We start from the raw sequence: 13290 nt of genomic DNA on the forward strand, positions 1-13290 counted from the left end.
CGGTTGCCTCATGTTCACCGCGGAATTGCTCGGGACGATCGCGGGACTCGCTGCGGCAGACTCCCTCAACCCGGCCACCATTGCCGGCGTGACCTTGATTCTTCTTGCCCCGATACGCCGGCCTGGCGTCACTGCCGCGGCTTACGTCGCCGGCGCCTACGCAGTCGTGTTGACCGTTGGCGCCGGACTGTACGTCGGCTCCGATGCGCTCGGTGGTGTAATCGAATCGAGCGCCACCTGGATTCGCAGGGCCGCCTTGCTTCTCGCGGCCGGAATTCTGCTGGTCAGTGCGATCCGGCGGCTTCGTCCGCGAGTACGTGCCGCAGTGATCCTGCCGTCGTGGTTTGGTCCGTGGACTGCGGCACCTTTGGGTATCGCCGCGACGGGTGCAGATCTTCCCAACGCGTTTCCCTACCTGATCGCGATCGAGAGATTGAGCGCCGCCGATGTGCCGATCGGTGCAGGTATCGGGGTCCTAAGCCTCTACGCGCTTGTCTATTGCACGCCCTGCCTGGCCCTGCTCGCCATGGGCTTGCTCTGGCGCGAGCGAATCACCGTTCGGTTGCAACGCGTTTATGAACGGCTCGGCGGTGAGCGACCTCAACCGCGCTCCATTCCGATCGCCGCCGGCCTCGCGCTCCTCTCAGCCGCAGTCGCCGGTGTTGCTTTCATTCTTTAATCCATCCGGTCCAATGCTCACGGCCCGGTCGGCCGCGCGGCTTAACTGGCCGCAACACAGCGGATTTTTGTCCACGACCGGTTCGATCGCTGCCCGCAGACCTCGCTACTCCCCTGACACGTCGGCAGCTTCGACCTCCACAACCGCACCTGCCACTGCGGTCAGAGAGGCAAACACCTTCGCGTAGCGAGCAACAGCTTCGGCGATGAACTCGTCGAGTCGGGGCAGGTCGTCGATCACGAAGTACAGCCCGCGGCCCGGCACCACCGCACCCAGTTCGGCGAGCAGCGGCAACAGTGTGGTCTGGGGAGCGAGCGAATGCGTGAGATCGCCGCCGGTGAAGACCGGGATCGCGACCACACCCTGCAGTCCGTCGGTTCCGTAGCGGTCGAGGAACGCTTTGAGTAGACCCGTATAGGACGCCTTGTAAGTGGGCGTCGCAAAGATCACCAGGTCACTGTCGGCGACAACGGTGGTCACCGCCTTCAGTCGCTCTGACGACCACTCGAACAACTCCGATGCGTAGTCGGCGAGTTCGATCACCTCGAGGTCGTAGCTGCCCGGAGTCAGCAGCGCCGGCACCAGCGCCTCCGCCACAGTGCGGGTCCGCGACTGCGGTTTGGGGTTTCCGACGACTACAGAGACTTTCACGTGACTCACTCCAGACATGACGGCGCCGGTCGGGATCGACCGCCGGTGACCTTACGACACGAACGGCCCGTTGCCACGGGTTTGTCTCAGCAAGAGTTTTGTTCTGGCGCGTCGAGCGAGAACCGTTGCTCCCTCACATCTGCCGTGTACGAGAACACCGAGGGAGTATTGCCCTCGGAAGGCCGCTATCCGACAGTTTTCAGTGGAAGATCGAGACCCCTTGACTTCACCCGTACTTGAAGTTGGACCATTCTTGCCATGAGCACACTTCCGGCACCCACGGTCACGGACTCATCCGGCCTCGACATCGACGCCTACTTTCGGCGCATCCATCACACCGGGCCGTCGACACCGACGATCGAAACACTGCACGCGCTGGTTGCAGCGCACACCCGGACCATCCCGTTCGAGAACATCGATCCCCTACTCGGCGTGCCCGTCGCCGACCTCAGCGCCGCGGCGTTGACCGACAAGCTGGTCCACCGGGGGCGCGGGGGATACTGCTATGAACACAACGGCATGATGCGATACGCACTGTCGGAGTTGGGCTTTGAGGTTGACGCATTGACCGGGCGCGTGGTGTGGATGCAGGCCGACGACCACCTACCGGCGCGGACTCACCAGGTCTGCGCAGTCACCATTCCCGGTGTCGCCGACAGGTACCTCGTCGACGTCGGCTTCGGGGGCCAGACGTTGTCATCACCCATCCAGATGGTCACCGACGAAGTGCAGTCGACTCGTCACGAGCCCTACCGGATCCGACGCCGCGATCAGGAGTTGGTGCTCGAAGCGCTGATCCGCGACGAATGGCAGCCGCTGTACCGGTTCACCGAGGATCCGCAGCCGCAGATCGATCTGGAAGTGGGAAGCTGGTACGTCTCAACACATCCGGAGTCGATATTCGTGGTCGGATTGAGTGCGGCCAGGGTCACCGACGACGCGCGCTGGAATCTACGCGGCCGCAACTTGGCGGTACACGGACGCGATGGCTTGTCGACCCGTACCCGGCTCGGGTCGGCCGATGAGGTGATCGAGGTGCTGCAACGCGACTTCGGTATCAACCTCGACGGCGTGAACGGCCTCCGAGACCGGGTCGAGGAGGTTCTGGACACCTAGTCACAAGTCAAGGGCCACAGCGGTATCGAGCGCTACCTCGATACTGCGCATCCAACCGTCCTTGAGTGCGGAGTCCTTCTTGTCATACACACTCACGCCCTCGAGAAGATTGCTCGAGCAGGCGCAGACCATCCCAGCACGCAGACCGCGCAGTTTCGCCACCACGAACAGCGCGGAGCTCTCCATCTCTACGTTGAGAATCCCCATCGCGGTCAGTTGCGCTATCCACTCGGGACCTTCGGCGTAGAAGGCGTCGTCGGTGGCGTTGATACCCGAATAGACGCCGAATCCGCCGCGCTGCTGACTCATTGACTCGGCGGTTCGACGCAGTTCGGCTGCGATCCCGATATCGGGGACCGCGGGAAACCCCGGGTTCACGTACGCGGCAGTGGTTCCGTCATTGCGGAGCGATCCTTCGCTCACAAGAAGATCACCCGGCTCGATACCCGACTGCAGAGCGGCCGAGCTGCCCACCCGGATCATGGATGTGACGCCCACGCGGGCCAGTTCTTCCACCGCAATCGCCGTGGAAGGACAACCCATTCCGGTGGAGGTCGCGGTGATCATCTTCCCGCGATACATGCCCGTCATGGTCCGATGTTCGCGGTTGTGTGCGACCTCGGTGACGTCGGTGAGGAACTCCGCCACAAACGGCACCCGAAATGGATCCCCTGGCAGCAGCGCCACGCTTCCGACCTCGCCGGGCGCTATCCCGATGTGGTACTGCCGGGCACCGCGTCCCGCGGCAGCCTTGTCCACGATTTGCTCTGACACTGTCTTCCATCCCGTCCTCAGGAGCGTTCACGCTCCCACAGGGCAAGGGGCCTCGCCACTCGAAGCGGGTCTCGACAGCTCGGCCGGCAGATGAAACCACTAGCGATCGCGAAACCCGAAACAAAGGGCGCTAGCGTAAGGGGATGCCCGCCCCCGAAACGCTCACCGGCCGCTATGAACTGCGCGGTCTGCTCGGCCACGGCGGCATGGGTGACGTGTACGACGGGTGGGATCTGCGACTCGGACGTCCGGTCGCGGTGAAAGTGCTGCGCTCGGATCTGGCCGCAGCCGCCGATATCCGGCTGCGATTCGAGAGCGAAGCCCGTACCGCTGCCACCATCAATCATCCCAATGTGGTGGCCGTGTACGACAGCGGCGAGGACGGTGGACGCCCGTTCATCGTCATGGAGCGACTACCGGGACGCACCCTGGCCGACGAGATCGCCGAGGCTCCCGTGGGCCCGGACCGGGTCCGGGTGGTGCTCGCCGACGTCCTGGCCGCCCTCGGCGCCGCGCACGCAGCCGGAATCCTGCACCGCGACATCAAACCGGGGAATGTGCTGTTCAGTACAGCGGGCGCTGTGAAGGTCACCGACTTCGGCATCGCAAAAACGGCTGAGTCGAACCAGACCGCGACCGGTGAAGTGCTGGGAACAGTGGCCTATCTGAGTCCTGATCGGATCGAGGGCAAACCGGCCGGTGTCACCGACGATCTGTACGCGGTCGGCGTCATGGGCTACGAGATGGTTGCCGGGTTCCGTCCGTTCGCCGGGGACAACATCTTGTCGGTGGCGCGGGCCATCTTGCAGCACGACGCGACTCCGCTTCGCGCGCTGTCGCCTTCTGCCGATCCGATGCTCGTCGGGACGATCGAACGAGCGATGGCACCTGACCCCGTTGCACGTTTCCCCGATGCCGAGAGCATGCGGCGAGCACTGCTGGTTCAACCAGTGCATCCCCCGCTGCGCCCCCGGTGCCCGCGGGCGTTCCGCTGGCGACCCGGGCGTTCACCTCGCCCATCCCGCCGTCCGCTGCCTACGCAGCACAACCAGTACCCGCGTCGCGGTCGCGGCGTCGGCCGCTGGTGGTAGCAGCGATCGTCGCTGCCGCGATTTTCGCGGTGGTGGCCGGGATTCTGGCGGTGTCACTCGGGTCCGATTCGTCCGATGCCCCGGCGACCACACCAAGCACCACCAACACCTCCACCTCGGGCGTCCCGCCGCTCGCGCCGGCACCGGCGACCACGGCGACGGTGCCCACCACCACGACCACCGCAGCCGCACCTGCACCGAGAGAGCCGGCTCCCCCTGTCGTCGAGGTGCCCACCGACACCGGAAACGAAAAGCAGAAAGAGAAAGAGAAGAAACCGGGCAACGGGAACGGCAACGGCGAGAAGAAGAACGACAACTGAGCGCGCCCCACGCAGCCAGGCCTCTGCGCTCATCCGCCGGTGCCAGCTCATTCGCGGTATAACCCAACTACCCAAATGGAGAGAGGCCGCCATGTCGCTGGAAGTACTCGGTATCAGTTTCGATGCGCAAAACGCCGCGGCCCTAGCCGGCTTCTGGTCGCGCGTACTCGAACGCGACCTGGGCGACGACGCCACGGAGGAGTTCGCCTCGATCGCGCCGAGCAAAGGCGATTCGGGCCCCCTGCTCATGTTTCACAAGGTCCCCGAAGGAAAGACGGTCAAGAATCGGGTCCACTTCGACCTGAAGGCGGATGACGTGCACGCCGAGACCCGCCGTCTGATCGCGCTCGGTGCGCGTGAACTGCGCTCATTCGGCCAGAACAACAATCAGTGGGTCAGCTTTGCCGATCCCGAGGGCAACGAATTCGACCTCGTTCCCGCCTGATCGCGCCTCACAGGTCAATAGCCGTCTACAGCAGTCCACGCCCGTCTTGCGGCGCAGGACCGGTTCAGTGTCTTTGACACGCGAGGACGGCGTCGCTTTCGGGACACCGGTGCCGATGTGCTGTCCGGCTGGCTGGGTTCCCTGAAGGCCGCATCTATCCCGGCGTGCACGGGTAGCATCAACGCTGAAGTCGGCCATCCGAACCGTCCTGCTACGGGGGGTTGTCAAGTGCGCCAACTCCTCCTGTGGTGGCGGCAGCCAGACCACTTTGACTGGCTCTCTGACTATTTGGCCGCCCGCAGCCTGACGTCGGCGACCAGATACGTCCTTGCGGCGATCTTGTCGATGCTGGCGATGGCGACATTCTTGATGATGTTGAGCCCCTCGGGTCCACAGAACACGTCCCAGACAGTCGTGTCCATCGCCGTCATAGTCGGTCTATCCGCAATCGCCGCCGGTTACGCATGGCGTTGGCCGAACCGCAGACAGTCGCAACTCGCTTCCGTCGCAGGAACCCTTTTCATCGCGGCGGCCTGCCTGGCTGACTCCGATCCGCGTGCAGGCATGCTCGGATGCACGGCGTTCATCGGTCTTGCGGGCTATATCGGCTTCTTCCACTGTGCTCGCTACCTGTCGCTCACGCTGATCATCTCGCTGGTGACCGCCATCATCTGTGCTGTCCGCATCGCGGTCGCCGGCGATCCGGCCATGGCGCTGTCGAAGCTATTGGTGATGGGCGGCGGCATCCTTGCGGTGCCATTCTGCGGTCAGGTAGTCGTTCACTGGCTGTCCGTTGACGCGCTGAGGTCGTCCACCGATGCTCTGACCGGACTGCGCAACCGTCGCGGTTTCCACCGTGCCGCGTCCGATCTCATCATTAACGCTGCCGGCGACCCCGAGAGAAGTATCACCGTCGTGATGATCGACCTCGACGCCTTCAAGGCGGTCAACGACGCCTACGGCCACGCCGTCGGTGACATGACCCTCATCGCCGTCGCCGACAGCTTGCGTAGGGCCAGTCCCGAGGACGCGGTCGTGGGCCGAATCGGCGGCGAGGAGTTCCTGGTAGCCGAGATCACGCCGGGCGGCAAAGCTGACGACACCGCCGAACGCCTCCGCGCAGCCATCGCCACGATGTCGTGGAATGTGACAGCCAGCCTCGGCGTCACGAGTATCAGCCTTGTCGAGGTCACCGGTGACACCCGTGAACTCATCAGCGGTCTGGTCGCCGCAGCTGACGCCGCGATGTACAAGGCAAAACGCGCCGGGGGCAACCAGATCAGTCACGCCGACGCACCGATTCACTGACAACCTGGATACCCGTGCCGGCCTCTCGCCAGGGGCTGAACTCGCTCATCACTTGCCCTTCGGTCAGCGTGTGCTGATGTCCCCGCAAGCGACCATGTCACCGACCTCGACCTCCCAGAACTCCCGTTGACGAATCCTGGCCACCGACTCCTCGGACGGGGCCCTGTTGTGGGCCAACGCGCTGGCCGCGTCCACCCCTGCCGCGAACTCTTTGACAGCTCGCCAAAATCGTTGCACCACAGTCACGTTCTGTTTGTCCATGTACCAAGGGTCGCGGACAGGGCCGATAACGAAAAGTGGCACTGACGCCGATCTTCGTTAAGATAGTGCCATGTCTTCGCAGCGATCCCGTCCGGGGTCAGCACGCACGGTGGCCATCCTTGCCTACGACGGGATGACCGCTTTCGAAATGGGCATCGCCGCCGAGATATTCGGCCTCGCCGAGCTGTCCGAAGCATTCTGGCCGGGCATGGTGCGGCCCTGGTACTCGGTGCAACTGTGCACGGAAACGGCCGATCCGGTGAGAGTTGTCGGCGGGGCGACCCTGAAGGCGGCCTTCGGACTCGATGAGCTGGCTGCCGCACACACGGTCATCATCCCCAGCATCCGCGACATACATGCCCCCATCTCCCCCGATGTCATCTCCGCGGTCAGACACGCCGCGGGGCGTGGGGCACGTCTGGTCTCCATCTGTTCGGGTGCCTTCGTGCTGGCCGCGGCCGGGGTGTTGGACGGGCGACGGGCGACCACCCACTGGCGATATGCAGAGCAGCTCCAGCAGCGGCATCCGGACATCGAGGTGGATCGCCTACCCCTCTACATCGACGAGGGCGATGTACTCACCAGTGCCGGTTGCTCGGCCGGGCTCGATCTGTGTCTGCACATCGTGCGCAACGACCACGGCCCGTCCGTGGCGAACGAGGTGGCGCGAAGCCTGGTGATAGCGCCGCATCGTTCCGGCGGCCAGGCCCAGTTCATCGAGAATCCCCTTCCCGCCGTCGAGGAGGACACCTCCATCACCGACAGCATGGCCTGGGCGCTCGCACACATCGACCGTCCGCTGAGCCTGGACGACCTTGCAGCCCAGTCGAAGATGTCGAGGCGCAGCTATCTGCGCCAGTTCACCAAGACCACCGGCACCACACCCATAAAGTGGTTGATCGCTCGCCGGATCGATGTGAGCCTGGAACTGCTGGAGACATCATCCGAACCGGTGGAACGCGTTGCGGCGCTGGTGGGATTCGCATCTGTTGTGACATTTCGACATCACTTCACCCGGTTGATGAACACCACGCCAAGCCAGTACCGGGCGACCTTCCGCGCCGGGTGACCATCGCAGCCACCCTCAGGTGCGCGCCGCGACATGCTCGACAACCGCCAGAGCGCCGCACCGCTCGAATACCTCGCGTTGCTGCATCGCACCGTTCCCATTGCGGAACAGACTGTTCAGCGCATCCTCGACTGCCACACGCTCATCCAGGGCGTCGAGCGCGGGACCGATGTAGGCGAGCATCCTGTCCACGGCGGTGCGCGTCGAGACCATCCTCCCCGAGAGCAGGTCCGGACACTCACCGGTCAGGCCGTCGCGTGCTGCCCGCCATTTTGCCAGGCGAACGTCGTCCGAACTGATCGCACTCCCGGCCGCGGTGGGGCCTTCGGCAAGCGCCGTCATCACCAGCGCTCGCACCAGGGTGGCGTAGAGCACCGTCTCACCCACCGTGGCGGGAACGTCGCCTACGCGGACCTCGATGGTCGGAAAGTTGCTGGACGGCCGCACATCCCAATAGATCATGCCTGCGTCCAGCGCAGCGCCCACCTCGAGGAGCCGAGCGATGGCGGCGTCGTACTCCTCCTCCGAGGCGAGATGAGGAGGAGCGCCCGCGCTCGGCCATCGCGACCAGAGCATGGTCCGCCAGCTGCTGTACCCACTGTCCGATGATCGGTGGATGGCCGAATTGGCGGTCAGCGCAACCAGAACGGGTAACCACGGTCGCAACGAGTTGCTCACCTCGATTGCCCGTGCGCGGTCGGGCACCGCCACATGCACGTGGCATCCACACACGCCTTGCTCGGCAGCGATGATGCCGAAGTTCTGCGCGATGCGCTGGTAGCGGTCGGTTTTCGATACCGGCTGACGGTCTCCGACGATCGGCGGCACACCTGCCGCGAGCACTTGTCCGCCCATCTCCCGAGCCGCGACACCGGCTTTGCCTCGACTCTCCACGAGGTGCCCCCTCAGGTCAGCCATGGAGTCGAGTATCGGCGTGGCGGTCTCGATCTGGCACGGCGTCAATTCGAGATCCAGGTCGAGTCCCAGGGTTTTCGCGACGTGGGCAACCGCAGCGCTTTCCATGAACGGTTCACCCGTTGACTCTTCGACGAGCAGCAACTCCTCCTCGACCCCGAAGGTCGGGACATCCATTCCTGTACTCGCCACCGCGCACCTCCTCAGGCCCCTCCACCCCGACGGCGCCCGCTCACGAGACTCGACCGGCACCTCACTGAGAGGTACCTCCGCGTCAATCGCGGCAAACGGCCAGCAGGGGGTGTTTCGGGCGGCGCCGCGCCGGGTACCCGGCATCCGAAGGACTGGCGTCAACTTGGAGGACGACATGGATCAGCGCACGAAAGACGAAACTCGTAACAAACTGTCTTTGCCAGTCGGCTGGTCGGGATTTGTGGCCCTCGCGGGTGGCGCGGCCTGTGTCGCAATGGCGATCTTGACACTTGCCGGCGGCCACATGATCGCTGCCGTCATCCTTGCGGTGGGCGCAGTCGTGTTGTTCGGGTGGGCATATTTCGCATTCCGCGCAACTGACAGTCTCAAAGACAATCACGTGTCTGAGCTCAAGGCACGCCGTGACCGGGTGCGCTATCGCGCAAAGTACCCGCGAAAGAACCGCTGACCATTCAGGGACCCGAGGCTTGTCGATGACCGATGACGTCGAAAAGCGCTGGAATGACCGAACGGCCTACCGCGCTGCCGTCCTTTATGACCTTGCGGTGATCGCTGCGGCATTCGGCTGGCTGATCATCTACCTGGTGACCGACCCGGACAGTTCGGTGTGGGCGATCGGAGTGCCGGCAATCTTGCTCCTGGGCGGCTTGGGTGCGTTCATCCAGACCTACCGCGTATGGAAGCGCGGGGGCGGATGGCCCGTGTGGCAAGGAGCTGGGTGGTTCTTGTTCGTTCTGATGCTGCTGACCCTCAGCTTGCCCGTCACCGCCGATTGATATTGTGCACTGACGAGTTCTCACGCATGTGCCCCCGGCCAAATGACCGGGGGCACAAGCGTGTTGCACTATTTCGAGGTTGTCATGACATTCGCCCACCAGTCGTTCAACGGACTGGGCTCGGGCCAGATCACGGTTTCATCCAACTCCACAGCATCACCCCTCTTTCGCGGTCGACCAATTGCGATGTCAGTCAGTGGTTCTCAGGAGGAACTCGTCTCGATCGACTTCTGCGAGTCCGTGTGGTTGATCGAGATGCGGCGAGGCTTGGCCTTCTCGGCTACCGGAATCGTCACCGACAGCACACCGTTCTCGTAGCTCGCCGTGATGCCCGCTGCGTCGATTCCGTCGCCCAGCGTCAGCTGGCGGCGATATGTGCCGTAAAACCGTTCACTCGACATCCACTGCACGGAATCTTCCGACCGTGCCGTCCGATGGGCGGTCAGGGTCAGCGTGCCGTTGTCCACACTGACATCCACCGAGCCGGGGTCCACGCCCGGTAGGTCGGCGGTGAGAACGTAATGGTCCTCGACCTTGTAGAGGTCCATCGGCATGAACCTCGGCGTTCGAGATGACCCCACCGCCTGGCCGGTCAACAGTCCCCGCGTCAACGTGTCCACATCACTGAAAGGATCAAACCGAAGCACAGCAACCCACCTCCTGCTCGACACTTCGGCCCGCCACCCTGGCGGGCAGCCAATCACTGTGCACTACTTTTTTAGCACTCATCACCGGGGAGTGCCAAGTACTTTTTCCGACGAGTTGTGCACTCGCACACCATCTCCCGGATCGGCGCCGATCAGCCCGTCGGATCCCGCCACCACAGGTCGGTGGGGGCAACCGGAACGGTGCGCTTGTGTCTGGTCTTGACGAAGGCCTGCTCGATGGTCTTGGCCGCCTCGTCGGAGACGGCCTCTCCGGTCAGGTACGCATCGATTTCGCGGTAGGTGACGCCCAGGGCTTCCTCGTCCGGGATGGCGGGCCGGTCGTCTTCCAGATCGGCGGTAGGCACCTTGGTCCACAGACTGTCGGGTGCCCCCAGATGTTCCAGGAGCCGCGCTCCCTGCCCCTTCGTCAATCCCGAGAGGGGAACCACGTCAGCGCCGCCATCTCCGTACTTGGTGAAGAATCCGGTCACTGCCTCGGCGGCATGGTCGGTGCCCACGACGATGAGGTTCAACTGGCCGGCCACGGCATACTGCACGATCATCCGCTCCCGAGCCTTGACGTTGCCACGGACCAGGTCCGTGAGCTCATCGATACCCAGCGCAGCGGCGGTGGCCTTTGCCGCGGCATCGGCGGTGTCCTTGATGTTCACGCTGATCGTGCGGCTCGGCTTGATGTAGTCGATAGCGGTGTCGACGTCGGCCTGGTCAGCCTGTACGCCATACGGAAGCAAGACCGCCACGAACTCGGCTGAACCTCCCGATTGGTTGATCCGGTCGACTGCCAACTGACACAGGCGGCCGGCCAGCGAACTGTCCTGCCCACCACTGATACCCAAGACGAAACCGTTTGCTCCGGCGTTCTGCGCGTAGTCGACCAGGAACTGCACCCGGTTCTCGACCTCCGCGGCGACATCGATGTCGGCGCGGACATCCAACTCGTTTCGGATTGTGTCTTTGAGGGAATACATAGCTCAACCGTAACCGGGGCAGACCACTCCCGCGAACCGAATGGCAACTGTTGCAATATGTTTGCAACGGCCATCCACCATGCTCGAGGAGAGTGAAGAAACATGATTTCCGACCCAGACGACCGCGTCCCCACCGAGGACGAGGTGCAGGAGATGTGCGAGCAACTGGCGAAGCTGGCCGGCGAGAAGGAGCTGACCATTGCCACCGCGGAATCGTTGACGGCGGGCAACCTGGCATCGCAGCTCGGGCGGGCAACAGATTCCGGCGACTGGTATTGCGGTGGCGTGATCGCCTATCGCAAGGAGGTCAAGTACTCGCTGCTGAAGGTGCCCGAGGGGCCGGTCGTCAGTGAAGAAGCGGCTCTGGCGATGGCACGGAGTACGGCAGAGCTGATGGGTGCCAACCTCGCAGTTGCGGTCACCGGAGAGGCCGGACCCGAACCGCAGGAGGACAAGGAACCCGGTACGGTCTGGTTCGGCGTCTTCGACCACGGCTCCGTGGAGGCCACAAAGCGGGTGTTCGAAGGCGACCCGCCCGACGTTCTGGCCGCCACAGTTGCTGCGTCGGTGCGCATACTCGTCGATCGGGCGAAGTCGTCCGGCGAGTAGCCGCCCGACCGGCCGTCTCCATGTTTTGGGTACGTCGGCGATGGCTATCCCAGAGCAATGTCTGAACTGAGTGCCCTCGCCCTGATCTGCAGCCTCAAGCCGTCACCGGCGCCGTCGAGTACGGAGTTGCTCGCCGGACAGGTGCTCGCCCAACTCGAGACCCATGGGGTGTCGGGTTCGAAGATTCGCGTGGTGGACCACGACGTGAAGCCCGGAGTGGAAGGCGACATGGGCGACGGCGATGAGTGGCCGGTCATCCGCGACGCGATCCGGAAAGCCGACATCCTCGTGGTGGCGACCCCGACCTGGGTCGGTCACATGTCGAGTGTCGCCCAACGTGTCCTCGAGCGCCTGGACGCAGAACTGTCGGAAACCGACGATCAGGGGCGGCCGGCCATGGTGGGCAAGGTCGCGGTGACGGCGGTGGTCGGCAACGAAGACGGCGCACACAAGATCACAGCAGATCTCTTCCAGGGGCTGAACGACATCGGTTTCACGATTCCGGCGCAGGGCGGAACCTATTGGAACGGTGAGGCGATGCAGGGGACGGACTACAACGACCTGGATGACACACCTGAGCCCGTGGCCACCACCACTGCCACCGTGGCGAGGAACGCGGCCCATCTGGCCGCGCAGCTGAGGTCAGCACAATACCCGCCCTACTGACCGCCCGCCAAACGGCTTTCAAAGATCAGCGGGTGTACCGCAGATAGAGAAAATCGTTGTGCGAGAGCACATGTGCCAGTTTCATCCGCCGAGGTCCATCCAGAGTGGTCCCCGGCCTCGGTGATCCACCCTGCGCGCCGGCAATCATGGGTGACACAGTCACGCACATCTCATCGATCAGGTCGTGCTCTGCCAGGGTATGCAGCAGCGACGGCCCACCCTCACACAGGATCCGCCGAAATCCACGCTCCCGCAGAGCATCTATCGCCTGCGGAAGATCCACTCGGTCGTGGCCGGCGACGATCGTCTCCTGAGCGTCATCAGGCGCACCCTCCTGGGCGGCCACCGCGGTCGTGATGAGCAACGGCCGGGGCTCGACACCGAACAACCGAGATTCCTTCGGCAGTCGCCCTTTGGAGGTGACCACCGCAACCGGTGGCCGGCCGGTGAGACCCAGCTTGGCTTGGCGGAGCTCTATCTGTCTCTCCGTCAGGATCACTCGACCGTACGACTCCGCACGCACTGTCCCCGCTCCGACGAGCAACACATCAGCGAAAGCACGTAGATCCAGGAGCAATTGGTGGTCGGTCGGATCGGAGATCGCGGCGACGCGGCCGTCGAATGCCGCCTCGTTGTCCAGCGTGTTCACCATGTTGACGCGCACACCGTCCGGCGGATCGCTGTAGAAGTCGATCGGCGCCACCGTGTCTGTCGCCGTCAGTACGGTGACCTCAGTGTTGCTGCTCATCTCACGCGATCCG

19 protein-coding genes are annotated in these 13290 nt (G+C 63.9%); 11 read left to right on the plus strand and 8 right to left on the minus strand.

Translation table 11 applies throughout. From position 1 onward, the window contains the following. Positions 1–10 precede the first annotated feature (10 nt). The gene (locus MVA47_RS02360; RefSeq protein ID WP_247206509.1) at positions 11–679 is read left to right on the plus strand and encodes a GAP family protein; all 669 of its coding nucleotides are present in this window, start codon (positions 11–13) and stop codon (positions 677–679) included. A 105-nt stretch (positions 680–784) separates the two neighbouring features. Here the strand turns inward: MVA47_RS02360 and MVA47_RS02365 are convergent, their stop codons facing one another. Beyond that, positions 785–1330, minus strand: a complete 546-nt coding sequence (locus MVA47_RS02365; RefSeq protein ID WP_247206510.1) for an NADPH-dependent FMN reductase — start codon at positions 1328–1330, stop codon at positions 785–787. Between the two features lie 258 nt (positions 1331–1588). On the opposite strand from MVA47_RS02365, the gene MVA47_RS02370 reads away from it, so the two are divergent. After that, on the plus strand, positions 1589–2446 hold the full coding sequence (locus MVA47_RS02370) for an arylamine N-acetyltransferase (RefSeq protein WP_247206511.1): 858 nt from the start codon (positions 1589–1591) through the stop codon (positions 2444–2446). Here the strand turns inward: MVA47_RS02370 and MVA47_RS02375 are convergent, their stop codons facing one another. Next, positions 2447–3220, minus strand: coding sequence for a nucleoside phosphorylase (locus MVA47_RS02375; protein WP_247206512.1), 774 nt, complete (start codon positions 3218–3220; stop codon positions 2447–2449). A gap of 143 nt (positions 3221–3363) precedes the next feature. Between MVA47_RS02375 and MVA47_RS02380 the strand changes: the two genes are divergently transcribed. The 3 genes from MVA47_RS02380 to MVA47_RS02385 all read left to right on the plus strand — a co-directional run bounded on the left by MVA47_RS02380 (position 3364) and on the right by MVA47_RS02385 (position 5076). After that, positions 3364–4311 carry a serine/threonine-protein kinase gene (locus MVA47_RS02380; RefSeq protein ID WP_308280459.1) on the plus strand — a complete coding sequence of 316 codons (948 nt, stop codon included), beginning with the start codon at positions 3364–3366 and terminating at the stop codon, positions 4309–4311. After that, positions 4305–4631: a hypothetical protein gene (locus MVA47_RS26915; RefSeq protein ID WP_308280460.1), complete on the plus strand. Its 327-nt coding sequence runs from the start codon at positions 4305–4307 to the stop codon at positions 4629–4631. Before MVA47_RS02380 ends, MVA47_RS26915 begins: the two co-directional genes overlap by 7 nt. Before the next feature lie 91 nt (positions 4632–4722). Then, a complete protein-coding gene (locus MVA47_RS02385) occupies positions 4723–5076 on the plus strand; it encodes a VOC family protein (RefSeq protein WP_247206513.1) in 354 nt (117 codons plus the stop codon). A 284-nt stretch (positions 5077–5360) separates the two neighbouring features. On the opposite strand, the gene MVA47_RS02390 is transcribed toward MVA47_RS02385, so the two are convergent. Next, entirely contained in the window at positions 5361–5498 is a 138-nt protein-coding gene (locus MVA47_RS02390) for a hypothetical protein (protein WP_247206514.1), read from the minus strand. Here MVA47_RS02390 and MVA47_RS02395 point away from each other — a divergent pair. After that, positions 5491–6384 carry a GGDEF domain-containing protein gene (locus MVA47_RS02395; protein WP_247206515.1) on the plus strand — a complete coding sequence of 298 codons (894 nt, stop codon included), beginning with the start codon at positions 5491–5493 and terminating at the stop codon, positions 6382–6384. The two genes, MVA47_RS02390 and MVA47_RS02395, sit on opposite strands and share 8 nt — an antisense overlap. 63 nt (positions 6385–6447) lie before the next feature. Here MVA47_RS02395 and MVA47_RS02400 read toward each other — a convergent pair whose 3' ends face one another. After that, the gene (locus MVA47_RS02400) at positions 6448–6645 is read right to left on the minus strand and encodes a hypothetical protein (protein ID WP_247206516.1); all 198 of its coding nucleotides are present in this window, start codon (positions 6643–6645) and stop codon (positions 6448–6450) included. A 70-nt stretch (positions 6646–6715) separates the two neighbouring features. Here MVA47_RS02400 and MVA47_RS02405 point away from each other — a divergent pair, with 70 nt between their 5' ends. Further along, positions 6716–7714 (plus strand): helix-turn-helix domain-containing protein, encoded by a 999-nt coding sequence (locus MVA47_RS02405; RefSeq protein WP_247206517.1) that lies wholly within the window; start codon positions 6716–6718, stop codon positions 7712–7714. 15 nt (positions 7715–7729) lie between these two features. Here MVA47_RS02405 and MVA47_RS02410 read toward each other — a convergent pair whose 3' ends face one another. Next, complete coding sequence (locus MVA47_RS02410; protein WP_247210534.1) at positions 7730–8806, minus strand: glutamate--cysteine ligase; 1077 nt, start codon at positions 8804–8806, stop codon at positions 7730–7732. A gap of 190 nt (positions 8807–8996) precedes the next feature. On the opposite strand from MVA47_RS02410, the gene MVA47_RS02415 reads away from it, so the two are divergent. Next, positions 8997–9290 (plus strand): hypothetical protein, encoded by a 294-nt coding sequence (locus MVA47_RS02415; RefSeq protein WP_247206518.1) that lies wholly within the window; start codon positions 8997–8999, stop codon positions 9288–9290. Between the two features lie 25 nt (positions 9291–9315). Continuing rightward, positions 9316–9618: a hypothetical protein gene (locus MVA47_RS02420; RefSeq protein WP_247206519.1), complete on the plus strand. Its 303-nt coding sequence runs from the start codon at positions 9316–9318 to the stop codon at positions 9616–9618. A gap of 203 nt (positions 9619–9821) precedes the next feature. On the opposite strand, the gene MVA47_RS02425 is transcribed toward MVA47_RS02420, so the two are convergent. After that, entirely contained in the window at positions 9822–10265 is a 444-nt protein-coding gene (locus tag MVA47_RS02425; RefSeq protein WP_247206520.1) for an Hsp20/alpha crystallin family protein, read from the minus strand. Positions 10266–10417: 152 nt separating this feature from the next. Further along, positions 10418–11254: an ammonia-dependent NAD(+) synthetase gene (nadE, locus tag MVA47_RS02430; RefSeq protein ID WP_247206521.1), complete on the minus strand. Its 837-nt coding sequence runs from the start codon at positions 11252–11254 to the stop codon at positions 10418–10420. Between the two features lie 102 nt (positions 11255–11356). Here nadE and MVA47_RS02435 point away from each other — a divergent pair, with 102 nt between their 5' ends. Both MVA47_RS02435 and MVA47_RS02440 read left to right on the plus strand, forming a co-directional pair. Next, positions 11357–11863 carry a CinA family protein gene (locus MVA47_RS02435; protein ID WP_247206522.1) on the plus strand — a complete coding sequence of 169 codons (507 nt, stop codon included), beginning with the start codon at positions 11357–11359 and terminating at the stop codon, positions 11861–11863. A 57-nt stretch (positions 11864–11920) separates the two neighbouring features. Continuing rightward, complete coding sequence (locus MVA47_RS02440; RefSeq protein ID WP_247206523.1) at positions 11921–12529, plus strand: flavodoxin family protein; 609 nt, start codon at positions 11921–11923, stop codon at positions 12527–12529. Positions 12530–12554: 25 nt separating this feature from the next. Here MVA47_RS02440 and MVA47_RS02445 read toward each other — a convergent pair whose 3' ends face one another. Then, positions 12555–13277, minus strand: a complete 723-nt coding sequence (locus MVA47_RS02445; protein WP_247206524.1) for a pyrimidine reductase family protein — start codon at positions 13275–13277, stop codon at positions 12555–12557. Positions 13278–13290 lie beyond the last annotated feature (13 nt).

The sequence above is a fragment of the Williamsia sp. DF01-3 genome, from assembly GCF_023051145.1.
GTDB lineage: Bacteria > Actinomycetota > Actinomycetes > Mycobacteriales > Mycobacteriaceae > Williamsia.